Annotated in this window: 26 protein-coding genes; 12 read left to right on the top strand and 14 right to left on the bottom strand. The window is 71.2% G+C overall.

Features of this window, described 5'->3' with window-relative positions:
* Window positions 1-46 precede the first annotated feature (46 nt).
* From ccsB to hemL, 7 genes are all read right to left on the bottom strand, one after another.
* Window positions 47-1,183: a c-type cytochrome biogenesis protein CcsB gene (gene ccsB, locus ACZ6AA_RS00280; protein WP_468450368.1), complete on the bottom strand. Its 1,137-nt coding sequence runs from the start codon at window positions 1,181-1,183 to the stop codon at window positions 47-49.
* Entirely contained in the window at window positions 1,180-3,000 is a 1,821-nt protein-coding gene (resB, locus tag ACZ6AA_RS00275; RefSeq protein ID WP_471455652.1) for a cytochrome c biogenesis protein ResB, read from the bottom strand. The genes ccsB and resB overlap by 4 nt, the downstream gene beginning before the upstream one ends.
* A gap of 3 nt (window positions 3,001-3,003) precedes the next feature.
* Window positions 3,004-3,726, bottom strand: coding sequence for a cytochrome c biogenesis CcdA family protein (locus tag ACZ6AA_RS00270; RefSeq protein ID WP_468451666.1), 723 nt, complete (start codon window positions 3,724-3,726; stop codon window positions 3,004-3,006).
* Between the two features lie 62 nt (window positions 3,727-3,788).
* A complete protein-coding gene (locus tag ACZ6AA_RS00265) occupies window positions 3,789-4,433 on the bottom strand; it encodes a TlpA family protein disulfide reductase (RefSeq protein ID WP_468450364.1) in 645 nt (214 codons plus the stop codon).
* Between the two features lie 66 nt (window positions 4,434-4,499).
* Window positions 4,500-5,786, bottom strand: coding sequence for a polysaccharide deacetylase family protein (locus ACZ6AA_RS00260; RefSeq protein WP_471455651.1), 1,287 nt, complete (start codon window positions 5,784-5,786; stop codon window positions 4,500-4,502).
* A gap of 331 nt (window positions 5,787-6,117) precedes the next feature.
* Window positions 6,118-6,816, bottom strand: a complete 699-nt coding sequence (locus ACZ6AA_RS00255; protein ID WP_030361122.1) for a histidine phosphatase family protein — start codon at window positions 6,814-6,816, stop codon at window positions 6,118-6,120.
* On the bottom strand, window positions 6,813-8,147 hold the full coding sequence (gene hemL / locus ACZ6AA_RS00250) for a glutamate-1-semialdehyde 2,1-aminomutase (RefSeq protein WP_468451664.1): 1,335 nt from the start codon (window positions 8,145-8,147) through the stop codon (window positions 6,813-6,815). Before hemL ends, ACZ6AA_RS00255 begins: the two co-directional genes overlap by 4 nt.
* A gap of 367 nt (window positions 8,148-8,514) precedes the next feature.
* Here hemL and ACZ6AA_RS00245 point away from each other — a divergent pair, with 367 nt between their 5' ends.
* Entirely contained in the window at window positions 8,515-8,952 is a 438-nt protein-coding gene (locus tag ACZ6AA_RS00245; protein ID WP_016640275.1) for a hypothetical protein, read from the top strand.
* Window positions 8,953-8,992: 40 nt separating this feature from the next.
* Here ACZ6AA_RS00245 and ACZ6AA_RS00240 read toward each other — a convergent pair whose 3' ends face one another.
* Together ACZ6AA_RS00240 and ACZ6AA_RS00235 are read right to left on the bottom strand one after the other, a co-directional pair.
* Entirely contained in the window at window positions 8,993-10,468 is a 1,476-nt protein-coding gene (locus ACZ6AA_RS00240; protein WP_471455650.1) for a peptidoglycan D,D-transpeptidase FtsI family protein, read from the bottom strand.
* Window positions 10,469-10,513: 45 nt separating this feature from the next.
* A complete protein-coding gene (locus ACZ6AA_RS00235; protein ID WP_468450357.1) occupies window positions 10,514-11,560 on the bottom strand; it encodes a CE1 family esterase in 1,047 nt (348 codons plus the stop codon).
* Window positions 11,561-11,645: 85 nt separating this feature from the next.
* Here ACZ6AA_RS00235 and ACZ6AA_RS00230 point away from each other — a divergent pair, with 85 nt between their 5' ends.
* A complete protein-coding gene (locus tag ACZ6AA_RS00230) occupies window positions 11,646-12,614 on the top strand; it encodes a LysR family transcriptional regulator (RefSeq protein WP_468450356.1) in 969 nt (322 codons plus the stop codon).
* Window positions 12,611-13,486, top strand: a complete 876-nt coding sequence (locus ACZ6AA_RS00225; protein ID WP_468450355.1) for a serine hydrolase — start codon at window positions 12,611-12,613, stop codon at window positions 13,484-13,486. Before ACZ6AA_RS00230 ends, ACZ6AA_RS00225 begins: the two co-directional genes overlap by 4 nt.
* A gap of 34 nt (window positions 13,487-13,520) precedes the next feature.
* On the opposite strand, the gene ACZ6AA_RS00220 is transcribed toward ACZ6AA_RS00225, so the two are convergent.
* The gene (locus ACZ6AA_RS00220) at window positions 13,521-14,120 is read right to left on the bottom strand and encodes a TIGR03086 family metal-binding protein (RefSeq protein ID WP_468450354.1); all 600 of its coding nucleotides are present in this window, start codon (window positions 14,118-14,120) and stop codon (window positions 13,521-13,523) included.
* 232 nt (window positions 14,121-14,352) lie between these two features.
* On the opposite strand from ACZ6AA_RS00220, the gene ACZ6AA_RS00215 reads away from it, so the two are divergent.
* Window positions 14,353-15,186, top strand: coding sequence for a DUF6597 domain-containing transcriptional factor (locus ACZ6AA_RS00215; RefSeq protein ID WP_471455649.1), 834 nt, complete (start codon window positions 14,353-14,355; stop codon window positions 15,184-15,186).
* Window positions 15,187-15,287: 101 nt separating this feature from the next.
* Window positions 15,288-15,827: a GNAT family N-acetyltransferase gene (locus tag ACZ6AA_RS00210; RefSeq protein WP_471455648.1), complete on the top strand. Its 540-nt coding sequence runs from the start codon at window positions 15,288-15,290 to the stop codon at window positions 15,825-15,827.
* 100 nt (window positions 15,828-15,927) lie between these two features.
* Here the strand turns inward: ACZ6AA_RS00210 and ACZ6AA_RS00205 are convergent, their stop codons facing one another.
* Window positions 15,928-16,422 carry a hypothetical protein gene (locus ACZ6AA_RS00205; protein WP_468480318.1) on the bottom strand — a complete coding sequence of 165 codons (495 nt, stop codon included), beginning with the start codon at window positions 16,420-16,422 and terminating at the stop codon, window positions 15,928-15,930.
* A gap of 300 nt (window positions 16,423-16,722) precedes the next feature.
* Here ACZ6AA_RS00205 and ACZ6AA_RS00200 point away from each other — a divergent pair, with 300 nt between their 5' ends.
* Together ACZ6AA_RS00200 and ACZ6AA_RS00195 are read left to right on the top strand one after the other, a co-directional pair.
* Window positions 16,723-17,502 (top strand): SDR family NAD(P)-dependent oxidoreductase, encoded by a 780-nt coding sequence (locus ACZ6AA_RS00200; RefSeq protein WP_468450346.1) that lies wholly within the window; start codon window positions 16,723-16,725, stop codon window positions 17,500-17,502.
* The gene (locus tag ACZ6AA_RS00195) at window positions 17,499-17,708 is read left to right on the top strand and encodes a hypothetical protein (protein ID WP_468450344.1); all 210 of its coding nucleotides are present in this window, start codon (window positions 17,499-17,501) and stop codon (window positions 17,706-17,708) included. The genes ACZ6AA_RS00200 and ACZ6AA_RS00195 overlap by 4 nt, the downstream gene beginning before the upstream one ends.
* A gap of 15 nt (window positions 17,709-17,723) precedes the next feature.
* On the opposite strand, the gene ACZ6AA_RS00190 is transcribed toward ACZ6AA_RS00195, so the two are convergent.
* Entirely contained in the window at window positions 17,724-18,917 is a 1,194-nt protein-coding gene (locus ACZ6AA_RS00190; protein ID WP_468450342.1) for an RtcB family protein, read from the bottom strand.
* A gap of 223 nt (window positions 18,918-19,140) precedes the next feature.
* On the opposite strand from ACZ6AA_RS00190, the gene ACZ6AA_RS00185 reads away from it, so the two are divergent.
* The 3 genes from ACZ6AA_RS00185 (at window position 19,141) to ACZ6AA_RS00175 (ending at window position 22,932) form a co-directional block, all read left to right on the top strand.
* Window positions 19,141-20,067, top strand: coding sequence for a DUF3558 domain-containing protein (locus ACZ6AA_RS00185; RefSeq protein WP_468480316.1), 927 nt, complete (start codon window positions 19,141-19,143; stop codon window positions 20,065-20,067).
* A gap of 124 nt (window positions 20,068-20,191) precedes the next feature.
* On the top strand, window positions 20,192-21,094 hold the full coding sequence (locus ACZ6AA_RS00180) for a DUF3558 domain-containing protein (RefSeq protein ID WP_468450338.1): 903 nt from the start codon (window positions 20,192-20,194) through the stop codon (window positions 21,092-21,094).
* Between the two features lie 257 nt (window positions 21,095-21,351).
* Window positions 21,352-22,932 carry a DUF2637 domain-containing protein gene (locus ACZ6AA_RS00175; protein WP_471455647.1) on the top strand — a complete coding sequence of 527 codons (1,581 nt, stop codon included), beginning with the start codon at window positions 21,352-21,354 and terminating at the stop codon, window positions 22,930-22,932.
* 5 nt (window positions 22,933-22,937) lie between these two features.
* Here the strand turns inward: ACZ6AA_RS00175 and ACZ6AA_RS00170 are convergent, their stop codons facing one another.
* A complete protein-coding gene (locus ACZ6AA_RS00170; protein WP_468450334.1) occupies window positions 22,938-23,480 on the bottom strand; it encodes a GNAT family N-acetyltransferase in 543 nt (180 codons plus the stop codon).
* Between the two features lie 154 nt (window positions 23,481-23,634).
* Here ACZ6AA_RS00170 and ACZ6AA_RS00165 point away from each other — a divergent pair, with 154 nt between their 5' ends.
* Window positions 23,635-24,045, top strand: a complete 411-nt coding sequence (locus ACZ6AA_RS00165; protein ID WP_468450332.1) for a hypothetical protein — start codon at window positions 23,635-23,637, stop codon at window positions 24,043-24,045.
* A complete protein-coding gene (locus ACZ6AA_RS00160) occupies window positions 24,045-24,356 on the top strand; it encodes a transcriptional regulator (RefSeq protein WP_468450330.1) in 312 nt (103 codons plus the stop codon). Before ACZ6AA_RS00165 ends, ACZ6AA_RS00160 begins: the two co-directional genes overlap by 1 nt.
* Before the next feature lie 202 nt (window positions 24,357-24,558).
* Here the strand turns inward: ACZ6AA_RS00160 and ACZ6AA_RS00155 are convergent, their stop codons facing one another.
* Window positions 24,559-25,113, bottom strand: a complete 555-nt coding sequence (locus ACZ6AA_RS00155) for a hypothetical protein (RefSeq protein ID WP_468480314.1) — start codon at window positions 25,111-25,113, stop codon at window positions 24,559-24,561.
* Window positions 25,114-25,620 lie beyond the last annotated feature (507 nt).

The following is a 25,620-nucleotide window of genomic DNA, read 5'->3' as shown; positions in this document are numbered from 1 at the left end:
TTCCTGTGACCCGCGCCACAGGAACCGGCCCCTTCCGGCCGCCGGATCAGACCCCGGCGTACGAGTGCTTGCCGCTCACGAAGATGTTGACGCCGTAGTAGTTGAACAGCCAGCAGCCGAAGGCGATCAGGGCCAGATAGGCGGCCTTGCGGCCCTTCCAGCCCGCCGTGGCGCGGGCATGCAGGTAGCAGGCGTACGCCACCCACGTGATGAACGACCAGACCTCCTTGGGGTCCCAGCCCCAGTAGCGGCCCCAGGCGTCGCCCGCCCAGATGGCGCCCGCGATGATCGTGAACGTCCACAGCGGGAAGATCGCCGCGTTCATGCGGTACGTGAACTTGTCGAGCGAGGCCGCCGCGGGCAGCCGCTCCATCACGGAGGTGGCGAAGCGGCCGGGCTTCCCGCCGGCCTGCAGCTTGGCCTCGTAGCTGTCCTTGAAGAGGTACGCGCCGGTGGAGACCGCGCCGACGTAGAACGCGGCGCCGCAGAAGATCGCCGTGGACACGTGGATCCACAGCCAGTACGAGTGCAGGGCCGGGACCAGCTGGTCGGACTCGGTGTACAGGACGGTGACCGCGAGGCCGAGGTCGAGCAGGATCGAGGTGATCAGCGGCAGGCCGATCCAGCGGACGTTCTTCTTCAGCGCGAGCAGCGCCAGGAAGACGCCGACGGCCACCGAGGAGAAGGTGATGTTGAACTCGTACATGTTGCCCCACGGCGCGCGCTGCACCGAGAGGGCGCGGGTGACGACACCGCCCACCTCGATGAGGAAGCCCAGGGCGATGAACGAGACGGCGATGCGGCCGTAGAGGTCGCCCTGCGCGTCACCGGCGGCGGCACCGGGGCCGTCCGGCACGTCGCGGCTGCCCGCGGCGGCGCGGGTGACGACCTTCGGGGCCTCCTTGGCCGACGACTTCGGGCGCTCCAGGGTGGCCGTGCCGCCCTTGGCCCGGACGGTGACGGCGGGCGCCGACGCCTTGGCGGCGGACTCGTCGGCCCGCTCGGGCTGCTCGGTGAGCGCGGCGGCCGTGCGGGCGACCTTGCTGCGGCTGCCGAACAGCCACTCCGCCATGAGCGCGAAGAAGGCCAGCAGATAGACGGCCATCGCGGAGTAGATCAGCACATTGCTGATGTGCGCGAGGTTCTCGTTCGGCTCGGCGGCGAGGGTGGTGGCGAGAGTCACTTCTCAGCCCCTTCGGCAGGAACAACATCGGGGGTGGGGTCGGGGTCGGACGGAGTGTCGGCCTCGGGGTCGGTCTTGGCCTCGGCGGGCTCGGGGTCCGCGTCGGCGTCAGCGGCGGGCTCGGGGTCCGCGTCGGGTGCGCCCGGTGCCTGTTCGTGCAGCTGCGCGGCGAGCGCGCCCAGCTCCTCGGGCACCTTGGCGGACTCGCTGCGGCCGAGGCCCGCCATCTCCACGACGGTGACGCCGTCGGCGCCCGCCGTGGCCCGCACCCACACGCGGCGGCGCTGGATGAACAGGGACCCGGCGAGGCCCGCGATGGCGGCGATGGCGCCGCCCAGGGCCCAGCGGCTGCCGGGCTCCTGCGAGATCTGGAAGGTCGCCCACTGCTTGAGCTCCTTCTCGAAGGTGATCGACCCGGCGCCGTTCGGCAGCTTCATGGTCTGGCCGATCTTGAGCCGCTTCTTCAGGAGCTCGCCCTTGGCGTCCTTGAACTTCGTCATCTTCCGCGTGTCCAGCTGGTACACGTTCTGCGGAACACCGGAGTCCACACCGAGGCTGCCGTGGTACGCCGAGAGCGCGAGCCGCGGATTGAAGGGCGCGGGGAACTGGGAGAACATCTGGCCGTTGCCCTCACCGGCGAAGGTCGGCACGAAGAAGGCGTTGAAGCCGAGCTGCTCCTTCTTGCCGTCCTTGTTCCGGTAGCCGTCGAGGATCTTGATGGCGCCGGTGGCCGTGCCCATCGAGTCGATGGGGAGCAGCGGCACGGAGACCCGCTGGACGACCTTGCCCTTGCCGTCGCGGACGGTGACGGTGGGCGCGTAGCCGTGGCCGATGAGGTAGACCTTCGAGCCGTCGACCTCAAGCGGCTCGTTGACCTCGATGGCCTTCTTCTTCTCCGGCCCGTGGGCGCCCTCGCTGTAGGTGACGTGCGCCTTGTACGTGCGGGCCGTGCCGCGCTCGGGGCCCGACATCTCGTACGAGCCCTCGAAGCGGTCCAGCTTGAAGCTGAAGGGCGCGAGGTCGTCGGTGTCGAAGAGGCTGCCCGACTTGAAGTCGTCGTACTGCGTGAGGGTGTTGGAGAAGCCGTCGCCCTCCATGATCAGCTTGCCGCCCTCGGACTTGAACAGCTGTCCGGCGGCGAAGGCGAGCAGGAGCACGATGAGCGCGACGTGGAAGGCCAGGTTCCCGGCCTCGCGGAGGTAGCCCTTCTCGGCGGCGACGGAGCCGCCGACCTGGTGTGCGCGGAAGCGCCGCTGCTTCAGGAGCCGCTGCGCCGCCTCGTGCACCTCCTCGGGCGTGGCCTCGGTGCGCCACGTGGTGTACGCGGGCAGCCGGGTGAGCCGCTTGGGCGCGGCCGGCGGGCGGCCGCGGAGCTGGCCGACGAACTGCCAGGTGCGCGGCACGATGCAGCCGATGAGCGAGACGAACAGCAGGATGTAGATCGCGGAGAACCACACCGAGCTGTAGACGTGGAACAGGCCGAGCTTCTCGTAGAGCGGCCCGAGCGTGGTGTGGGTGTCCTTGAAGTCCTGGACCTTCAGCTCGTCGGTGCCCTGCTGCGGGATCAGCGAGCCGGGGATCGCGCCGAGCGAGAGCAGCAGGAGCAGAAGCAGCGCGACCCGCATGGAGGTCAGCTGCCGCCAGAACCAGCGGACCCAGCCGATGACGCCGAGCGCGGGCATGTTCGGCCCGGGCGTGGGGCCCGCGGTGTCGTCGAGGGGGGCGGTGGAGAGCTGCGCGCCCGCGGCACCGAGGTCGTCCCTGGCGCCGGTGGTGTCGCGGTCGGCGCTGGCGGCGCTGGTCGTGGTCTTGCTCATGGATCAGATCCCCACCGAGTAGCTGTTGCTCCAGACCTGCATCTGCTGAAGCACGCTGTCCCAGACGCCGGTCAGCATCAGCAGCCCGGTCACGATCATCATGCCGCCGCCGACGCGCATCACCCATACGTAATGCCGCTTGACCCAGCCGAAGGCGCCGAGCGCCTTGCGGAAGGTGACCGCCGCGACGATGAACGGCAGCCCGAGTCCCAGACAGTACGCCACGTTCAACAGGGCCCCGCGTCCGGCGCTCGCCTCGCTCATCGCGAGGGCGTTCACGGACGCGAGCGTCGGCCCGACACAGGGCGCCCAGCCGACGGCGAAGAGCGCGCCGAGCAGCGGCGCGCCCGCGAGCCCGACGGCGGGCTTCTTGTGGAAGCGGAACTCGCGCTGCGAGAGCCAGGGCATGAGGCCCATGAAGAAGAACCCGAGCACCAGCATCAGTACGCCGAGGACGCGCGTTATGACGCCCTGGTAGTCCTGGAGGTTCTGCCCGAAGTAGCCGAAGAGGGCGCCGCTGGAGACGAAGATGACGGTGAAGCCGAGCACGAAGAGCGTGGCGCCCGCCGCCATCCGGCCGCGCCGGGCGTCGGCGAGGTCGGTGCCGCTGACGCCGGTGACGTACGACAGATAGCCGGGCACGAGCGGCAGGACGCACGGTGAGAAGAACGACACGAGCCCGCCGAGGACGGCGATCGGCAGGGCGAGCAGCAGCGCCCCGCTCATGACCGTGTCGTTCTGGCCGTACGCCGCGAGCGTGGTGGTGGCTAGGGTGCCGGACAAGGCGCTCACTTCTCCGCGATCAGGGGCTCGACCATCTTGCGCAGCTTCTCCTCGTTGAGGGGCTGCTGGGAGCGCGCCGCGATCTTGCCGTCCCGGTCGACGACGATGGTCGACGGGATGAACTGCGGGTTCAGCGTGCCCTTGGGGAAGCGCAGCATCAGCTTGCCCATCGGGTCGTACAGGCTCGGGTAGGTGACCTTGTAGTCCTTCTCGAAGGAGATCGCCGGGCCCTTCTGCGGGTCACGGGCGTTGATGCCGACGAACTGCACGTCGTCCTTGGTGTCGGCGGCGACCTTCACGAAGTTCGGTGCCTCGGCCCGGCAGGGCGGGCACCAGGAGCCCCAGACGTTCAGGACGACGACCTTGCCCTTGTAGTCGTCGATGCTGAGCTGCTTGCCGTCGAGGGTCTTGCCGTCGATGGCCGGGGCGTCGTGCCGGTCGCCCTGCTTGACGGTGGCGATGCCGTCCTTGCCGGTGATGAAGTTCGTCTTCCCCGAGCCGCCGGAGGTTCCGCCCGAGGTGCACGCCGAGAGGGTCAGCGCGGCCGCCGCGGCGCCCGCCGCCAGCAGCGTCGCACGACTGCGACGGCTGCGGGCGCTTCGGCGGAGGCTGCGTTCCTGGCTGCGGGGGGCGCGACGGGCGGCACTCATGTGAAAAGTTTCGCATGCCCGTTCCGGGGATCTTCGACGCCCCCCGCGGTAGCGGAAAGTCCCATTTCAGGCCGCGTTGCCGGTGTCCTTCTCGGCGTCGCCCTGGTTGGCCGACGAGCCGCCCGACAGGTAGCTCTTCCAGCCGCCCGCAGGCTTCTGCCCGACCTCCAGGCCGCGCAGCTTGGCGAGGACGTCCGGCTTCTGCACGTCCAGCCAGTCCACGAACTGCTTGAAGGACACCAGGCGTACGTCCTTCTTCCCGGCCATGCCCTTGAGGGCCTCCTCGACGGCGTCCATGTAGATGCCGCCGTTCCACTCCTCGAAGTGGTTGCCGATGAAGAAGGGCGCCCGGTTGGACTCGTAGGCGCGCTGGAAGCCCTTGAGGTAGGCCTGGGTGGCCTGCTTGCGCCAGCCCGGGTAGTTGTGGGCGGGGGCCTTCGTGGAGTTCTTCGACTGGTTGGCGAGGATGTTGTAGTCCATCGACAGGACCTCGAAGGTGTGGCCGGGGAACGGCACGGCCTGCAGGGGCAGGTCCCAGATGCCCATCTTCTTGTCCGGCCACTTCTGGCGGCCGCCCGGCGAGGAGGCGTCGTAGCGCCAGCCGAGCTTCTTGGCGGTCGGCAGCAGGTTGTCCTGGCCGAGCAGGCAGGGGGTGCGGCCGCCGACGAGTTCCTTCTCGTAGTCGAAGGGCAGCGGCGGCAGGTCGTCCCAGCCGGTGTTGGTGCGCCACTTCGTCACGAACGACTTCGCCTGGTCGATCTCGGACTGCCACTGGGCGGGCGTCCAGTTGGCGACCGAGCCGGTGCCCGCGCAGAAGTGGCCGTTGAAGTGCGTGCCTATCTCATGGCCCTCCAGCCAGGCCTGGCGCACGTACTTCAGGGTGTCCTTGATGTGGCCGTCGGTGAGGTAGCCGATGTCGGAGGCGCCGACGCCGTTGTTCGGCGGCCGGTAGAGCCGCTTCTTGGACTCGGGGAGCAGATAGAGCCCGGAGAGGAAGAACGTCATCCCCGCGTCGTGCTCCTTCGCCAGCTTCAGGAAGCGCGGGAAGAGGCCGTTGCCGACCTCACCGGCGCCGTCCCAGGAGAAGACGACGAACTGGGGCGGGGTCTCGCCGGGCTCCAGCGGGCGCGGCTTCTCGGGCTGGTTCGGCTGCTTGCCCGTGAAGGCCGTGGAACCGTCGCCGATCGGCTTGGCCGGACGGCTCGGCGTACCCGGCTTCCCGGCGCCCTTGGCGTTGTCCGCGGCCGATCCCGAGTCACCGGAACCGGAGCCGCAGGCCGAAAGGCCGATGGCCGCCGCCGCACCGGCCCCCAGGCCGAGCGCGCCCCGGCGACTCAGGGAGGTCCGGCGCATCGCCGGTACTCCGCGTCCCCGGTCCGTGCGGCTGTCGTCGCGCATTCCAACCCCATTCGTCGCGCTTTTGGTCCTCCTGGCTGAAGGACAACCCCTTAGAGGGTGCGACGAAGACCCGGGTTCCGAACAAGGGCATCAATATGGGGTCTATTACAGAGAGGAGACATTCAACGCCATAGGGTGCTCACGCAATTACCCGGCGCACACAGCGGACACACAGGTGCACCGTTAGGGGCGCGGGGAACTGCGCGACCAGCCACAACCGGCCCGCAGTTTCCCCACAAACACAAGCCCCTTAGCCGAACCCCGTCCTACAGGCACAGCGCAAGCGTCACGCGCCGAATGCCTTGCTCTTCCCCTTCACCGGCTTGGCGCCCGCGAGAAGGTGCTTGGGGACAAGATTTCGGGCAGGTTCCGAGTAACCCACGGATACGATCTTGTCGCCGCGATAGGTGAACGTCGTCAAAGAGGCGAGCGTGCACTGCCGCTTGCGCGGGTCGTGCCAAAGGCGCCGCTTCTCCACGAAGCTGCGCACGATCCAGATCGGCAGCTGGTGGCTCACGCACACGGCCTCGTGCCCGCGCGCCGCGTCCTTGGCCGCGTCGAGGGCGCCCATCATCCGCACGACCTGCTCGACGTACGGCTCGCCCCAGGACGGCTTGAACGGGTTGACGAGGTGCTTCCAGTTGTCCGGGTTCTTCAGGGCGCCGTCGCCGACGCCGAAGGTCTTGCCCTCGAAGACGTTGTCCGCCTCGATGAGCCGCCCGTCGGAGGCCAGGTCGAGGCCGTGCGCCTTGGCGATGGGGGTCGCGGTCTCCTGCGCCCGGTCCAGGGGGGAGGCCACGACGTGCGTGATGTCCCTGGTGGACAGGTGCTCGGCGACGCGGTCGGCCATCTGCCTGCCGAGGTCGGAGAGGTGGTAGCCGGGAAGGCGGCCGTAGAGGATCCCGTCGGGGTTGTGCACCTCGCCGTGGCGCATCAGGTGGACGACGGTGATCTCACTGCCGGCGCTCGTGCTGCCCGCGGTCATGCGGTGGCCTCCGGGGTCTTCGTGGCTTCGGCGGCCGCGCGCGCGGCCGCCGGCAGGGCGGCGGCGACGCGCTCGACGGCACGCTCGTCATGGGTGGTGGAAACGAACCAGGACTCGAAGGCCGACGGCGGCAGATAGACGCCCTGCGACAGCATCGAGTGGAAGAACGCGGTGAAGCGGAACGACTCCTGCGTCTTGGCGTCGTCGTAATTCCGCACCTCACGGTCGGTGAAGAACACGGAGAACATATTGCTGGCGTTCTGCACGCGGTGCGCGACGCCTTCCTTGTTCAGCGCATCGCCGACAAGGCCGCGCAGTTCGGCGGAGACGGCGTCCACCTTCTCGTACGCCGCGTCGTCGAGGAGACGCAACTGTGCGAGACCCGCGGCCGTGGCGACGGGATTCCCCGACAGCGTGCCCGCCTGATAAACGGGTCCCACCGGCGCGAGATGCCCCATGACATCGGCGCGGCCGCCGAAAGCGGCCGCCGGGAATCCACCGCCCATGACCTTTCCGAAGGTCATGAGATCCGGCGTCACCCCGTCAACTCCGAACCATCCGGCTTTACTTGTCCGGAATCCGGTCATGACTTCGTCGGAGATGTACAGCGCGCCGTTCTTCGCGCACGCGGACTTCAGGCCCTCGTTGAAGCCGGGGCGCGGCGGCACGACGCCCATGTTCCCGGGCGAGGCCTCCGTGATCACACAGGCGATCTCGCCGGGGTGGGTGTGGAAGGCCTCGTGCACGGCCTCCAGGTCGTTGTACGGAAGGACGATGGTGTCACCGGCCTGGGCGCCCGTGACGCCCGGCGTGTCCGGCAGGCCGAGGGTCGCGACGCCCGACCCGGCCGCGGCCAGGAGCGCGTCCACGTGCCCGTGATAGCACCCGGCGAACTTGATCACCTTGGCGCGCCCGGTGAAGCCGCGGGCGAGCCGGATGGCGGACATCGTCGCCTCCGTGCCGCTGGAGACGAGGCGGACCTGCTCGACCGGGGCGATCCGGTCGACGATCTCCTCGGCGAGGGCGACCTCGCCCTCGCCCGGCGTGCCGAAGGAGGTGCCGCGGGCGACGGCCTCCTGGACGGCGGCGGTGACCTCGGGGTGGGAGTGCCCGAGGATCATGGGTCCCCATGAACACACGAGGTCCACGTACTCGCGGCCATCGGCGTCCGTCAGGTACGGACCCGTACCGGACACCATGAAACGGGGCGTACCGCCCACGGCTCGGAAGGCGCGGACGGGCGAGTTCACACCGCCGGGCGTCACGGCCGCCGCGCGGTCGAAAAGAGTCTGCGAAACTGGGGCGCTATACGGGAAGCTCACATGAACCATGGTGTCAGAGGGTCCGGACATCGTGGCCGGGCCTCCTGTGCGGCGGCTTTCCGCGCTGTCGGCCTCGCCGTGGGGCCGTTGTGCGGAAATCCTGTGGACTGGTGTTTCACCCCACGTTTCGGCGGGTGACCGTGGGGGAGGTCACTGACACGATGATCGGGTTGCGCGGCGGGGTCCGCGCGCTCTAGAAAAGCAGTCGGGTGGAGATATGCAGCGCGGTGGCGGACTGGGCGAGGGGACCGACGGCCTGGGTCCCCGGCGTGCCCGGCGGGGCAAGCACCGGCGAGAGGCAGAGGCGGTCCCGGCCCCCGAGCAGCGGACGCCGGACAGAGTGCAGGGTGAGCGGGCGGGAAACAGGAGCGGCGGGGTGGGGGTGACCTACAAATACTTCGGCGCCCCCGACGGCGCCACGGCGGCCCGGGTCCCCATCTCGATGCGCCCCGAGGAGCTCGGCGGCGACGAGCTGGGCATGGGCGGCATGTTCACCAAGATCAAGCCGGAGACGATGGCCGCGATGGTCCTGACCGGCATCGAGGGCATACCCCTGCACAAGGTCCCCCCGCTGGAGCTGGTCGTCCTCCACCCCGACTACGCCGTCGTCAAGCTCCCCATGACGGTCGTCGACCCGCTGCGCGGCATCGGCGAGGAGTCCGTCGGCGCGGCGGCCTTCATCTGGTCCACGGTCCCCGACCGCGGCGGCCCCCGGGACGCCTTCAACGTCTACCAACTGCTGCACGAGTGGCAGGACTTCAGCCACCGCCTGCACGACGCGGGGCATCAGGCGTACTGCCTGGTGTGGCCCTGAGCCACCGAGAGCGGCCACACCAGGCACGGTCCACGTCCGGTCAGGACTTCTTCAGGACCGCCTTCATCACCGCCTTGGCGATCGGCGCGCCCAGCTTGCCGCCCGCGATCTCGGAGCGGGTGATGTCCATGTCCTCGGGGTCGACGAGCACGGCGACCGCCACCGGTGACGTGCCGTCGGACTGCTTGGCGTAGGACACGAACCACGCGTACGGCCGCGCGTCACGCACGTTCGAGCCGTGCTGCGCGGTGCCGGGCTTGCCGCCGACGGTGACCCCGTCGATGGCCACCTTGTCGCCGGTGCCGTCGGTGACCGTGTACTCCATCATGTCCTGCACCTTGCGCGCGGTCTCCGGCGAGACGGCCTGCTCCAGCTCCTCCGGCTCGGCCTTCTCCACCGTCGACAGGTCGGCGCCGCGCAACTCCTCGACCAGGTACGGCTTCATGACCTTGCCGTCGTTGGCGAGGCCCGCGGTGACCATGGCCATCTGGAACGGGGTGGTGGTGACGCTGCCCTGGCCCATGCCGGTGAGCGCCGTCCCGGGCTTGTCCAGCTTCTCCGGATAGCCGCTCGCGGACGTCCGTACGGGCATGAACTGCTCCTCGTTGAAGCCGAACCGCTCCGCCGTCTCCCGCATCTTGTCCTTTCCGGTCCGCAGCGCCGCGTCCAGGAAGACGTTGTTGCACGACCACTGCATCGCGGTGCGCATCGAGGCCTTGTCGCACATGTCGTTCGGCACGACGTTGCCGATCTCCGTGGAGCTCTGCGGCAGCCGGTAGGGGGCGCGGGCGCGCGAGGGCTTGTCGATGTCGCTGACCGTGCCGTGCTCCAGGGCGGCCGCCGCGGTGAGGATCTTGAAGGTCGACCCCGGCGGGTACGCCTCGCGGAACGCCCGGTTGTTGAGCGGCTTGGCCTTGTCCTTCCTGAGCTTCTCGAACGCCCGGCCGTCCTTGCCGGAGATCCCGGAGAACACCGAAGGGTCGTACGAGGGCGTGCTCGCCAGCGCCAGGATCTTGCCGGTGCGCGGGTCCAGGGCGACCACCGCACCCTTGGCGTCCAGGTCCGTCAGGCCCTTGTAGGCGGCCTTCTGCGCCTTCGGGTCGATGGTCGTGACCACGTCGCCGCCCTTGGGCCGCTCGCCGGTCAGGGTGTCCAGGGGCGAGCCGAGCAGCCTGCTGTCCCTGCCGGTGAGCAGGTCGTTGTGCACGCCCTCCAGGAACGTCTGCCCCTGGGACTGCGAGAAGAAGCCGGTGACGGGCGCGTACATCGGGCCGTCCTTGAAGACCCGCTTGTACTTGAAGTCCGAGCCGGGCGTGGTCACGGAACCGGTGATGGCCTCGCCGCCGACGATGATGTCGCCGCGCGGCTGGCCGAAGTCGGCTATCTTCACGCGCCGGTTCTGCTCGTGCTCGGCGAGGGTCTGGGCGCTGACGAACTGCACCCAGGTGGCGCGCACCAGCAGGGCGAGGACGAGCAGCCCGCAGAAGACGGCTGCGCGGCGGACGGTCTTGTTCATCGGTTGCTCTCGTTGAGGTCGCTCATGTTCATCGGTCGCTCTCGTTCATCGGTCGGTGCGCTCCTGGGTGGTGGCCGTCCCGTGCGGGGGCCGGGGGCTCTGGGCGGTGAGGAAGCCGAGCACGGTGCCGGTGGTGTCCAGCGCCTTGCTGGCGGGGCCGAAGCCCTTGGGCGGGGTGACGCGCGTTCCTGGCCAGGTGTGGCCCGCGTCGCGCACGACGAGGAGTTCGACGGGGACCGTGCCGGGGCCGGGACGCCACACGGTGCGGTCGTAGCCCTCGCGGGACTGCTGGGCCGGAGGCTTCGTACGACCGGCCGTGGCAAAGGCCTTGACGCTCGAGCGGGCCGACTTGGTTGCCATGATGGGCTCCTGGCCCTTGGGGGCGGGCCCGGGCCGGGCCAGGCCCGTGACCGGGCGCACCGGATCCTTGGCGCCGTAGACGACCATCACCGGCACCGGCCCCTTCGGCCGCACCTCGTCCCGCCCGGTGGGCAGTTGCCCCGCGACGGACACCGCCCCCGCCACCAGCTTCGGCCGGTCCGCCGCCACCCGCAGCGCCATCGAGCCGCCGTTGGAGAACCCCACGACGTACACCCGCCGCGGGTCGGCCCGCTCCGTGCGGACCAGCTTGTCGACCAGGGCCTGCGTGAAGCGCACGTCGGCGTCGGGGTCCGGGCGCAGCCGGGACGGCGCCGCGCCCGCGCCCCACGTCTTGCGCAGGGCCCTGGGGTAGGCGACCAGCATCCCGCGCGCCTTGGCCGCCTCGTCCAGGCCGGTCAGCTCGCGCATCTCGGCGGGGTCGGCGCCCCGGCCGTGGAAGGCGACGACGAGCGGGCGCGGGCCCGAGCCGGGTGCGGTGGGCTTGTGCAGGAGGTAGTCGCGGGTCGTGCCGTCCACGCGCAGCCGCTCGCGGGTGTCGGCGGCGGCCGTCGGCTTCGGGGAGTCCGAGGGCGCGGCCGAGCCGGAGTCGGAGGCGGTGGAGCAGCCCGCGGTCAGGGCGAGGCCCACGACGAGGGCGCCGGACCAGCGGCGCACGGTGCTCCGACGACGTACGCGAGCGGAGGCGGGCCGTACCGAAGAGAGCGAGGTCATGCACCGAGCAGATCAGCGCCGAGCACCCTATGTCCAAGTTCGATATCACTTACGTATTCATTAATCTGCGATATCGTCGCTGTTCGTGGACCTGATGCGGCACCTGGAGTGCTTTGTGGCTGTTGCGGAAGAGTCACATTTCGGTCGGGCCGCCGAACGCCTCGGCATGGCCCAGCCACCCCTGTCGCAACGCGTCCAGCGCCTGGAACGCCACCTCGGCGTGCGCCTCTTCGAACGCACCAGCAGACAGGTCACCATCACCAAGGCCGGGACGCTGCTCCTCGACGAGGCCCGCGAGCTCCTCGCCCGCTCCGAGGCGCTGCTCGCCACCGCACGCCGCATCCGCGACGGCGAGAGCGGCCTGCTGCGCGCCGCGCTCCCGCCGGACATCGCGGGCGAGACCGTCGCCGCGCTCCTCGCCGACTTCCGGCGGCACCACGAGGGCGTCGAACTGGAGCTGCGCGAGCTGACCACCACCCAGCAGCTCGCCCAGCTCGCCGCGCACGACCTGGACGTCGGCCTCATCCACCACCCCTGCGATGTCACCGGCCTCGAACTCGGCCCGGTGCTGCGCCGCGAGGTCGGCGTGCTGCTGCCGCGCGGCGCCCCCGCCGCCGCCCTCGACGAGGTCCCCCTCCCCGCCCTCGCCGGCTACGACCTGGTCCTCTTCCACCGCGGCGCCGCCCCCGCCCTGCACGACGACCTCCTCACCACCTGCGCCCGCGACGGCTACACCCCCACCGCCGTCCGGCACGGCCAGGGCGCCAGCTTCGTGCGCGGCCTGATCCTGTCCGCGCACGCCGTCGCCTTCAGCCCCAAGGACGCCCACCCCGCGCCCCCTCCCGGCACCGACCCCGACATCGTCTGGCGGCCGCTCGCCGGTGCCCCGCTGGCCTGGCGGCACTCGGTGGCCTGGCCCAAGGGGCGCGGCGACACCGCGGTGGTGGCGTTCGCGGAGGCGGTCACGCGCGCCCTGCGCGACACCGCCGCCCTGACCGCCGACGCGCCCCCACGTCCGCTCCATCTGCGTCCGACCGCGGAGTACTGGCTGTGACCACGACCCCCATCCGTCTCCAGGACGCGTTCACCGAGGCCGGAGTAACGGGCCGGCTGCACGCCGTCGACATCGACTCCGGCGCGGAGGTCGGCGTCGGCGCCGACCAGCCCGTCGTCACCGCCAGCGTCCACAAGCTGTGCGTCCTCGTCACGCTGCACGAGCAGGCCGCGGCGGGCCGCGTCGACCTCACCGAACAGATCGAGTGCCCGCCCGCCGACCGCACGTCCGGCCCGACCGGTCTTTCCGCGATGCTCGACCCCGTACGGATGTCCCTGCGCGACGCCGCGTACCTGATGATGGCCGTCAGCGACAACACCGCCGCCGAACTCCTCCTGGAACGCGTCGGCCTGGACGCCGTCAACGCCACGACCGCCCGCCTCGGCCTCACCCGCACCCGGGCCGTACACAGCTTCCGCGAGATGTTCGCGTCCATGCGCGAGGACGCGGGCCCCGGCGGCGCGCAGGCCCTGACCGACCCGTACGTGATCGCCCGGCTGCGCGCCCTCGACCCGGCCCGCACCAACCACAGCACCCCGCGCGACATGACCCGCCTGCTCGGCGCGGTGTGGCGGGACGAGGCCTGCGTCCCCGAGCACGGCGCCGCCATGCGCCGCGTCCTCGGCCTCCAGGTCTGGCCGCACCGCCTCGCCGCCGGCTTCCCCTTCGACGACGTCCACGTCGCGGGCAAGACCGGCAGCCTGCCGACCGTGCGCAACGAGGTCGGCGTCGTCGAGTACCCCGACGGCGGGCGCTACGCCGTCGCCGTGTTCACCCGCGCCGCCCGCACGGCGGCGACGCTGCCGTCGGCGGACGCGGTCATCGGGACGGCGGCGCGGATCGCGGTGGAGGCGCTGCGGACGCCGTCGTGAGGGTGGGGCGGTCGGGCTCCACGGGGGGGCGGGCTCAGCTCCAGTGCGGGTCCCGGCCCGTCGCCGCGAGCAGCCGGTCGAAGTCCGAGGCGTCCTCGGACACCGGCACCGGCTCCCCCAGGACGCCCATAGCGCGGGCCGTGGGGGCCAGCTCGGCGACGGCCGCGCGCAGGGTGTCCACGACGTCCGGTACGCCGGTCGCGGCCGCCTCGTCCGTCCCGTACGCCTGGCCGGTCGCGCGGGCCAGGTCCCAGGCGTGCACCGTCAGATCGAGCAGGACCATCGAACCGACCGTCCGCGCGGGCATGTTCATCGCGCCCGTCGTGCCCTCGTCGGCGCCGGGCGCGGACCAGGCGGCGACCAGTTTCTCCGTCTGCGCCGCGAACCGCTCGCGCCAGTCGTCGCCCTCGGCCACATAGTCGGGCGTGTCGCCGCCGAAGTCGGCGTTCCGCTTGGCGGCCAGCTCCTGGAACTGCACCACCACGTGGAAGAGGTGGTTCACCAGGGCCCGTACGTCGTACTCGGCGCAGGGCGTGCGGGCGTCGAGGCGGTCGTCGGGGAGGTTCCGCACCACGGGCAGGGCGTGGACGGCGGCGACGGCCAGGAGGTCTCCGGTCTTGTGGGTGGTGTTCATGGGGCGACGGTAGGCAGCGGGGGCACGGCCCGTCTTGAACAAACGCGACAGCCCGGCGGGCGGCGGGTCCCGGACCACTGTCAGTGCCCCGTCCTACGATCACGACATGCCCGGCCCCTCCCGCGCTCCTGGTCCTGCTGACCCTGCTGGCCCCGCTGGTCCTGCTGGTCCTGCTGATTCCTCCGGCACGCCTCGTCGCGACACCCGGGGCATCGTCGACGCCTCCGGTCTCATGACCCGCGTACGTTTCCGGCGGCACGCCCCCGCCGAGCCCCTGCGGCCCTACCTGGAGCACTACTGGCTGGTCGACTGGGACCTCACCGAGCCGTACGTGACGCACGTGGTGCCGCACCCGTCGGTGAACGTCGTCTTCCAGGACCTGCCCGGGCGCGAACCCTTCGGGGAGGTGGCGGGCGTCGGCCTCGGCCTGTTCAGCAAGGAGCTGGCCGGGCGCGGGCGGGTGTGCGGGGTCCAGTTCCGGCCGGGCGGCTTCCGGCCGTTCGCACCGGGGCGGGCGGTGGCGGAGCTGACGGGGCGGGAGGTGGGGCTGGGCGAGGTGTTCGGAGGGGGACGAGCGGGGGACTCCGGCCCGGTGGGCGCGGGCACGGGCGGGGCGGTGAGCGCGAGCGCGGCGGCCGGGCCGGACGACACGGCCGACGCGGCCGACGCGGTCCTCCGCCCCGACGACGAGCACGCGCGCGTGGCCGCCCTCGACGCCTTCCTGCTGCGCCACGGCCCCGCCCCCGACCCGGGGGCCGACCTCGCCATGGAGCTGGCCGACCGCATCCGCGCCGACCGCACCATCCGGCGCGTCGGGGACCTGGCGCGCGAGGCGGGCCTGTCGGTGCGGGCGCTGCAACGGCTGTTCGCGGCGTACGTGGGCGTCGGCCCGAAGTGGGTCGTCCTGCGCTATCGCATCCACGAGGCCCTGGAGCGAGCGGAGTCGGCGGCGGCGGTGGACTGGGCGGACCTCGCGGCGGGGCTCGGGTACGCCGACCAGGCGCATCTCGTACGGGACTTCACGGCGACCGTGGGGGTGCCGCCGACGGCGTACGCGCCGGGCTGAGGCCGGGGGCAGCGGGGGCGCGGCGGGGAGGGCCGGGAGCGGCGGGGTGCGGCGGCCGTCGGCGCCGGTTGATTGTCAGACCCTCCGCCTACCGTGAGTCCATGGAGAGAACACAGGCTCAGGATGTCCGGCTCGCGCCCTGGTCGGAGGGCGACTTCGAGCTGCTCGTACGGCACAACTCGCCCGAGATGACGGCGCACTTGGGCGGCCCCGAGACCCACGAGAAGCTGCTCGACCGGCACCGCCGGTATCTGGGCCTGGACGACGGCCGCCGGGGCCGGATGTTCCGGATCGCGGCGGGCCCCGAGGGGGCGTCGGCGGGCATCGTCGGCTTCTGGGAGACCACCCACGGCGGCGAGGACGTGTGGGAGGCCGGCTGGGGCGTGGTCCCCGAGTTCCAGGGCCACGGCATCGCGGGCACGGCCGTGCGCCTGGTGGTGGCCGAGGCCCGCCGCGCGGCCCACCACCGCCACCTGCACGCGTTCCCTTCCGTGGACAACCCCGCGTCCAACGGCGTGTGCCGCAAGGCGGGCTTCACGCTCCTCGGGGAGGAGGACATGGAGTACCCGAAGGGGCACTGGATGCGGTGCAACGACTGGCGCCTCGACCTGTCGGAGACGGCCGGGCCGGGGCAGGGGTAGCCGGGAGCGGCCCCGGGGAAACGCGCCCTGGCAAGCAGCCCCGGGGAAACGCGCCCTGGGAAGCGCCCCCGGGAGCAGCGCCTGGCCAGCAGCAGCCGGCTCAGAAGTAGTACGAGTCCCCGGTGTCGAGGACGAGCACCGCATGCTCGTTGTTGCGCGGATTGTGGTCGACCGCGCCGCCGTTCCAGACCGTGCCCACCGTCACCGTCACCTCGCGCGGCGCCCCGCGGAGCCGGACGGCAAGGTGCAGCCGTTCGCCGCGCGCACCCGCGGGCAGCGCGCCCGTGCGGCACAGCACCCCGCGTTCACCGGCCCGCACACAGGTGTCCGGCAGCCGCATGCCGTCCTCCAGGGGCACCGACCAGACGAGCCGGACCGTGGCGCCGGGGACGTCGTCCGGGCCGTGGTTCTCCGGCGTCAGGGACACCGCCGCGAGCCCACGGGTCATGGCCACCTGCCCGTGGTACGCGACATCCGCCTCCGGCACCGCGTCCACGTCCGCCACGGCGCCGCCGCTCCCCCACAGCACCGCCCCCGCGACCACGGCCCCCACACAGAGCACCCGCACGACTACCTCCACTACCAACCACGACACTGCCCGTCCATGGCGCCGACATCCACACCACCGGCGTCCACACCTGCGCCATACATGCCACCCGCCGCCGCTCCGGACCCCCCAACCCCCCACATGCCACCCTGTTGACCACGCCCGCCGCCCACTCCACCGCCCTCACCGAGGCCGACGTCGGCCATCCGGGCCGGGCGGGGCGCGCCTATGCTGACCGAGGCAGCAAGGAACGCACGTACGAAACGAACCGGCCCACCCCGGGCCGGCCCGCACCACGCCGCACCACCCCGAACCAGCCCGCCCCGGCCCGACCCCCAGGGAGCCCGCATGTCCGCCGCCGCAACGCCCCGCAAGCCCGGCATCGCCATCGTCACGGGTGCCAGCGGCGGCATCGGCGCGGCCACCGCCCGCGGCCTCGCGGCGGCCGGATACCGGGTCGTCCTGACGGCCCGCCGCAAGGACCGCATCGAGGCACTCGCGGCCGAGCTGACGGACGCCGGGCACAGCGCCACGGCGTACGAGCTCGACGTCACCGACCGCACGGCCGTCGACACCTTCGCGACGGCGTTCCGCGAGATCGCGGTCCTGGTGAACAACGCGGGCGGCGCGCTCGGCGCCGACCCCGTCTCCACCGGCGACCCGGCCGACTGGCGCCAGATGTACGAGACGAACGTCATCGGCACCCTGAACGTCACCCAGGCCCTGCTCCCCGCCCTCACCGCGAGCGGCGACGGCACCGTGGTCGTCGTCTCCTCCACGGCGGGCCACGGCACGTACGAGGGCGGCGGGGGCTACGTCGCCGCCAAGCACGCCGAGCACGTCCTCGCCGAGACCCTGCGCCTGGAGATCGTCGGCACCCCGGTCCGCGTGATCGAGGTCGCCCCCGGCATGGTCAAGACCGAGGGCTTCGCACTGACCCGCTTCGGCGGCGACGAGGAGAAGGCCGCCAAGGTCTACGCGGGCGTGGCCGAGCCGCTGACCGCCGACGACGTGGCGGACACGATCACCTGGGCGGTCACCCGCCCGCCCCACGTCAACATCGACCTCCTCGTGGTCCGCCCCCGCGCCCAGGCGTCCAACACGAAGGTCCACCGGGAGCAGCGATGACCTACGCCGCCGACGACCCCGGAACTCCCGGCGGCTCCCCCGACTCCCCCGACCCCCTGGACCGCCTGGTCCACGAACAGGAGTCCCGCCGCCTCGCCCAGGAGAAGAAGAACGAACGCCTGGTGTGGTGGTACCTCGCGTACTTCCTCTTCGGCATCCACATCGTCGCGTTCATCATGATCTACGCGGTCATGCACGCGAAGTAGCCCGGCAGCGGAGCCTCAGCCCTTCACGCACACGACCTGCTTGAGCTTCGCGACCACCGCGACCAGGTCCGTCTGCCGCTCGATGACCTTCTCGATCGGCTTGTACGCCCCCGGGATCTCGTCCACGACACCGGAGTCCTTGCGGCACTCCACGCCCCGCGTCTGCTCCTCCAGGTCCTGCGTGGAGAACCGCTTCTTCGCGGCGTTGCGGCTCATCTTGCGGCCCGCGCCGTGCGACGCCGAGTTGAAGGACGCCTCGTTGCCGAGACCCTTCACGATGTACGAGCCGGTGCCCATCGAGCCCGGGATGATGCCGTAGTCCCCGGAGCCCGCGCGGATCGCTCCCTTGCGGGTGACCAGCAGGTCCATGCCGTCGTACCGCTCCTCCGCCACGTAGTTGTGGTGGCAGGAGATCTCCTGCTCGAAGGTCGGCGCGGCCTTCTTGAACTCCTTGCGGACCACGTCCTTGAAGAGCGCCATCATCAGCGCGCGGTTGTACTTCGCGTACTCCTGCGCCCAGAACAGGTCGTTGCGGTACGCCGCCATCTGCGGGGTGTCCGCGATGAACACCGCGAGGTCGCGGTCCACCAGGCCCTGGTTGTGCGGCAGTTCGCGGGCGACGCCGATGTGGTGGTCGGCCAGCTCCTTGCCGATGTTCCGGGATCCGGAGTGCAGCATCAGCCAGACCGAACCGGACTCGTCGAGACAGAATTCGACAAAGTGGTTGCCGCTTCCGAGCGTTCCCATCTGCTTGACGGCGCGCTCCTGACGGAACTTGACGGCATCCGCCACCCCGTCGAACCGCCCCCAGAAGTCGTCCCACCCTCCGGTCGGCACCCCGTGGAACTTCCCCGGCTCGACCGGGTCCTCATGCATCCCCCGCCCCACCGGAATCGCCTGCTCGATCTTCGACCGCAGCCGCGACAGGTCGTCCGGCAGGTCGGCGGCCGTCAACGACGTGCGTACCGCCGACATCCCGCAGCCGATGTCGACGCCGACCGCCGCCGGGCAGACCGCGCCCTGCATGGCGATCACGGAGCCGACCGTGGCGCCCTTGCCGTAGTGGACGTCCGGCATGACGGCCAGGCCCTTGATCCACGGCAGTGTGGCGACGTTGCGCAGCTGCTGCATCGCGGCGCCCTCGACCGTCTTGGGGTCCGCCCACATCCGGATGGGGACGTTCGCCCCCGGCATCTCCACGTACGACATAACTTCCTCTTTCCCCCGTACGACAACAAAAGACTTGAAGCGCAAATACCGGCGCCAAGGTCGACGTATGGGATAACGGACCGGCATCCACAGCGGCGCGTGCGATACACATTGTGTCCACCGGCCGTCCGTCGGCGGCAACCGAATAACCAGGCCGGACAGGCCCGGTGGCCCGGCCCGCACGGGTCGGCCGGACCCGTCCACGTCGAGAGGAGCCAGCACGGTGCAGCGGAGGGTCTACGTACCGGGCACAGCGGCGCTCCTGGTGGCACTGCTCGCCGGCTGCACCGGCAGCTCGGGGACCGGCGAGGGCGACGACGGCAAGTCCGGCGACTCCGGCAGCTCCACGGCGGCCGCCGAGCCCGGCAAGTACCGCACGCTGCCCGAGCCCTGCGGCGCGGTCGACGGCTCGACGCTCGACTCGATGCTGCCGGGGATCAAGGACATCGAGGACGCCAAGCAGCGCGAGAAGGCGTACGCGGGCTCTCCGACGGTGACGTACGACACCGACCGGCGCGTGGGCTGCCGCTGGAAGACCGAGTCGGCGGACGCCACGCACCATCTGCTGGTCGACTTCGAGCGCGTGGTGTCGTACGACGGGACGGTCAGCGACGACACCCGGGCGCAGGAGCTCTATCGGACGAAGCTGCGGGACGCGGGCATCGCGGAGCCGCCGTCGTCGGGGTCGGACGAGGGCGAGGACACGGAGGAGCCCGAGGGGTCGGGGGGCTCCGACTCCCCCAAGGGCAAGCCGGACAGCTCGGACAAATCGGATGGCTCGGGCGGCTCCCCCCGCGCCCAGGGCGCCCCCGCCGCCGCCCACGCCTCCGTGAAGAAGGGCGACGGCGCCGCGGCCGACGACGAGCCGGACGGCGGTTCGGCCGTGACGGACGAGGGGACTCCCGCCGGGTACGAGCCGCGCACCCTGGACGACCTCGGCGACGAGGCGTTCCTCGACGACGTGCTGACGACCGCCGCGTCGGCGACCCGGCAGCGCACTGTGACTGTGGTGTTCCGCACGTCGAACGTGATCGTGACGGTGGAGTACGACGAGCAGCCGGCCCGCAGGACCGAGGTCCCCGACTCCAAGGAAATGCAGGACAACGCGCGCGAACTGGCGGAAAACCTGGTCGACAGGTTCGACGGCTGACGGCTGTTCCGAGCGCGTACGGGCTCCCCGGAAGCCGGGTCACCCGCGTCGCACACCGCGTACGGTGGCCCAACGACCCCATCGAACGGCACGGCCGCCAAGAGCGAACACGAGTGAAGGAACCATGCACCGACCCGCACAGCGACAGCGTCAGCGACTCACCCGCGTTCTGGTGGGCGCGGCCGCCGTACCGGTGATCCTCTTCGCCTCCGCCTGCAGCAGCGACTCCGGGTCGGACGGGGACAAGAAGGACAGCGGCGACAAGGCCTCCGCGTCCGCCTCCGGCGGGTCCGAGGGCTCCGGCGGCTCCGGCGACAAGGCGGCGACCGTGGAGAAGGCCGCGTTCGCCAAGCTGCCCGAGCCCTGCGCCACGCTCTCGAAGAAGACCCTCGGCGATCTCGTCCCGGCCACGAAGAACAAGGCGGGCAAGACGGGTACGTCGGACGACGTGTCCACGCGCGGCAACTGCACGTGGGACAGCCTCGACAACAACGGCGTCGACGGCTCCCAGTTCCGCTGGCTGCGTGTCTCGCTGAACCGCTTCGAGTCCGACCAGTCCCTCGGCAGCGGCGCCAAGCGCGCCCAGGGCAACTTCGCGAAGCAGGTCACCGACGCCCAGGCGGCCAAGGACGCCAAGGGCGTCAAGACCACTCCGGTGCCGGGCGTGGGCGACCAGGCGACGCTGGTGAGCTACGACGTCAAGAAGGAGAAGGACACCTTCAAGCAGCAGACGCTCGTGGCCCGCGTGGAGAACGCCGTCGTCACGGTCGACTACAACGGCGCCGGTCTCGCGGGTGACAAGTCCCCGGACGAGGCGGCCCTCGCGAAGGACACGCAGAAGGCCGCGAAGGAGGCCGTCGCGGCGGTCGTGGCGGCGAACAAGGCGGGTGGCGCGGACAAGTCCTCCGGCGCTCCCAAGGACGGCAAGACCTCTGAGGACGACAAGGGCGACAAGGCCGCGAAGGACGATAAGGCCTCCGACGGCTCCGGCGCGAAGCCGAAGACCGACGCGAAGCCCAAGAGCTAGCCCGCGAGCGAGTAGCCCGAGAGTCAGTGGCCCGAGCCCCCTCGCGCGCGAGGGGATGAGCCCAACTCGGCGCTCACGCCCTGGAGTTACCGGAGCCCGGCCGCCCACGCGGCCGGGCTCCTGCCGTGCCCGCTCACGCCTCGGCTGCCGTACCGGCACACAGGCGCACGCACACATGTGCCAGGCTGTCGCTCGCAACACGCCGGACTGGGACAGCCGGACGGGCATGGACAGGGAGGGGTTCGCGGGTGGCCGCGATGCAGCTGACACGTACGCACCGGATACTCATCGGGGTCGTCGTCTTCGGTGCGGTCGTCATCGCCGGGATCGGCTTCGCGGGGTCGTACGCGGCCGTGCGGGAGTTGGCCGAGAAGAAGGGCTTCGGCACCTTCTCGATGGTCTTCCCCATCGGCATCGACGCGGGCATCTGCGTCCTGCTGGCGCTCGACCTCCTGCTGACCTGGATCAGGATCCCCTTCCCGCTCCTTCGCCAGACGGCGTGGCTGCTCACGGCGGCCACCATCGCCTTCAACGGCGCGGCGGCCTGGCCGGACCCGCTGGGTGTCGGGATGCACGCCGTCATCCCGGTGCTGTTCGTGGTCGCGGTCGAGGCGGCCCGGCACGCGATCGGGCGGATCGCGGACATCACGGCGGACAAGCACATGGAGGGCGTGCGCATGACGCGCTGGCTGCTCTCCCCCGTGCCGACGTTCCTGCTGTGGCGCCGCATGAAGCTGTGGGAGCTGCGCTCGTACGACCAGGTGATCAAGCTGGAACAGGAGCGTCTGGTCTATCAGGCCCGCCTCCGCTCCCGCTTCGGCCGGAGCTGGCGCCGCAAGGCCCCGGTGGAGTCGTTGATGCCGCTGCGCCTGGCCCGCTACGGCGTCCCGCTCGCGGAGACGGCTCCCGCGGGCCTCGCGGCGGCCGGGATCGAGCCGCCCGTCCTGCCGCCCGTTCAGGCCGCGCCCCACAAGCCGGAGCTGACGAAGGCCGAGCCCGCGACGCCCGCGGCCCTGACGAAGGACCCGTCCCCGGAGCCCCGCCCCCTCCCGGAGGCACAGCCCCGCCCGGAGGCACAGCCCGCCCCGGCGGCACAGCCCGACCCGGAGCCCGCCCCCGAGGAGCACCCGCACGCCGAGGAGCCCCCGGGCCCCGGCGAGCAGCAGCCCGGCGCCCATGTGAGCCCGTGGTTCGCGGCCCCGCAGCCGCCGCAGCAGTACGCCGACGGCCCGGTGTCGTACGACCCGGAGGCCCCGTACGACGAGTGGTACGAGGAGCAGGCCCAGCAGCAGGACTATGGCGAGCAGTTGGCGTACGAGCAGCAGCAGTACGCCGATCAGCAGGCCTATGACCGGCAGGTCTACGAGCAGCAGCTCTCTGAGCAGCAGGCGCGGGCCGAGCAGGCGCACGACCCGCAGGCGCACGACCAGCGGGCCGAGGTGGTCGACGACGGCTCGGGCTTCCGTGTTCCGGCGGGCCCCGGCCGCACCCGGCCGCTGGCGGGGGGCGCGCATCTGATCCCAGGCCCGCGCGAGGAGCAGGCTCCCGAGCCCGCGCCCGAGGCGGAGCCCCTGCCCGAGCCCGCCGCGGCGGAAGGCTCGGGCCTCCCCGACGACATGACCCGCGAGGAGGCGTACTTCAACGCCTTCCGCAAGTACGTCAGCGAGATGGGCGACTATCCCAACGCCCGCCAGTTCAGCCTGTATCTGATGGATCTGTACGGCGTGACGGGCCAGTCCGGCGGCCCGCTGACGGAGAGCACGCTGCGCCCGTACCTTCGGGGCTTCCGCGACCGCTACCAGCGCTCCCTCGACGAGGACGCCGAGCACATCGCGTAGCGGGGTCAGGGCAGGGCGCGCACCATGGCGGCGAATACCGGGGAGTCGGGGAAGGGCTGCTGCTCGCCGACCTTCTCGTACCCCCACTGCTCGTAGCGGGCCTGGACTTTCCCGTCGCCCGCCTTCGGGTTGACCAGCAGTGCCACCCGCTGCTCGGAGCGGCCCTTGAGCAGGTCTTCGTGGAGTCGGCCGGCGACGCCTCTGCCCCGCCATGCGCGGCGTACGACGATTTCGTTGAGGACGAGCGTGCGGGTGCCGTCCTCCTCGGTGTATCCCTCGGGCAGGGGCGTGGTCATCGCCGCCCACCAGCGGGTGTGGGGTCCCAGGGGCGCGCAGTACGCGAAGCCGACGGGCTCGCCGTCCGCGTAGCCGACGACGGCTTTCCAGTCGGGGGCCGAACGGTGGCGGGACAGGCGTTCGTTGAACCGGTCCGCGCTGTAGAAGTCCCCGACGAGACCGAAGTCGTGCTGTCTCACCTCGACGTGGATGTCCACGAGGGTCTGGCGGATCTCTTCGATGTCGCGGTAGTGGCGCAGTTCGACGGTCACGTGGGCGTGCCTTTCTCTCGGACGTGGTCGGCCCATGCTCGGGCCGTGGGTTCGTCGGGGGCAAGATCGGCAGGGCACCCACTTAGTTGCATGTTTGCCAACTGAATGCGAAGGTGGCAACTGAACGATCCGCACGACCTTGGGGGATCCCGGCATGGACCCACAGACCGCCGCCGACCAGCTCGCCATCGCCGAGCGGGCGCCCGCGCTCAACCGGCCCGCCCCGGCGGGCGAACGGGTGGGAGGAGTGGTGTCGGCACTCGCGCTGTTCGGCGCCCTGTGGGTGGCCGCCGAGCAGAGGGTGCCGCTCGTGCTCGGCATCCCGGTGTGTCTGGCGGGGCTGGCCGTGGTGGCGGGCTGGAACTACTTCCACCGCGAGCGTGCCCTGCGCCGCCCCCACACCCGGCTGGAGAGCGGTGTCGGGATCGCGGCCGGTTTCCTGCTGGGCCTTCCTGCGGGCAACGTCCTGTGGGACACCCCGGACTCCACCATCGGCATCGTGGTCCCCGCCGCGGCTCCCGCGCTGGCCCTGCTGGGCTACCTGGTGTCCCGGTGGAGGGCCTGATGGGCGAAGGGGGACAGCATCGGCAGGCGCTGACCACGCTGATGCACTCGCCGGTGCGCCTGGCCGTCCTCGGCACGCTGCGGCGCGTGCACAACGCGTCGTTCGCCGACCTGTGCGAGGCCCTGGAACTGGATTCGCCGGAGCTCTCGCGGCAGTTGCGGGTCCTGGAGGAGGCGGGCGTGGTGGAGCTGGCCAAGCTGCGCGGCGGTCAGGAACGCCGTGTCCGCACTTTCGTGCGCCTGTCCGACGACGGGCGCGTCCGCTTCGAGGAGTATCTCGCGCACCTGCGGGCCGTGGTCGGCGAAGGCTGACGGGGCCGCTCGGCGGAGAGCGGGAGGCCGGGGGCGGAGGGCCGAGGGGGAATCCGGCGGAGGGGACGCGGCCCGGTGGGCGCGCCCCCTTCGCCGGTTTCCGATCAGACTGCCAGCTCGGCATGCGCCAGTCGCCGATCAGACCACTGGCTCGGCATCCGCCAGTTGCCGATCATCAGGCTGCCGGCTCAGCACGCGGCCGTCAGGCCCACGGGGTGGCGCACCAGACCGCGTAGGTGCCCAGGGAGGCGGCCAGGCCCGCGACGCCGCCCTTGACGCCCACCTTGATCCCGCGCTTGGCGGCCTCCTTGATGATCAGCTTGGCCGCGTCCGTGAAGTGCTTCTTCTTGAGCTTGGCCGTGATGGCCGCGGTGGCGCCGCCCAGGCCGCCGAGGCCGACGCCCTTGAGCAGGCACGAGGTGTAGCTGCCGTAGGCGCCCACGGGGATGTCGCCGCGGATCTTGGCCTGGATCGCGTCGGCGAACTCCGCGCCGAACTCGGCGCGGGTCTTGTCGTAGTCGAACTCGCCCGCCGAGTTGAGGACATCGCCGTTCTCCAGGGCCTGGAGGTAGCGGGCCAGCTCGTCGACCTGCTCGGGGGTGGGCTCGCCGACGGTGCCGGTGTCGGCGTCCCCGGCCGTGGTGCGGGCCTCGGGTGCCTCGGAGGCGTGCGCGGCGCCGATGCCGGTGAAGGCGACGGCTCCGGCCGCCACGGTGGAAATCACAGTCGTGCGAAAGCGCAGAACGCTGCGGTTCACGTACAGTCCTTAGTGCGTTGTATGCGCACGAGGTGAGGCCCGGTGATGCTCTCGTGGCCTGCGAAACCTGATGGCATCGCCCGGCCTCCCCCCGTGCATCGTCATATTCCCGAATTGGCCTGGACCATCCGGGATGGGCGTGAAAGACGTTAACGCCCCTCAGGTGACAGTTCAATTCTCCGTAAAGTGACGCCCCTCACGGGCGGATTGTGGAACGTACGCGACCGCACGCCCGTCGCACCATGCCGTCAGGTAATCGCGAATTCCCCCCGGGGGTACTGACTTCGGCTCCGGCGCAATACATTTGACGCGCAAGTGGGTTTATCGAAAGGGCAGTTACGAGGCCCGGAGTGCGGGCCATCGACACGCCTGGACGTTCCCGCGCGGGCACGTCGGCGGGCGGCACCTGGCTCTCGTGCAGGTGATCGCGCGGTGTACGGTCGCCTACGTGCGGGCAAGTCTCGGTCGTCGTACGGCAGTTGACGGCACCAGCACCCTGCCGCCCGC

Source organism: Streptomyces sp. NPDC040610 (genome assembly GCF_055594065.1).
Note: the sequence above shows the minus strand (reverse complement) of the source record. Positions and strands in the feature narration are given on the sequence as shown.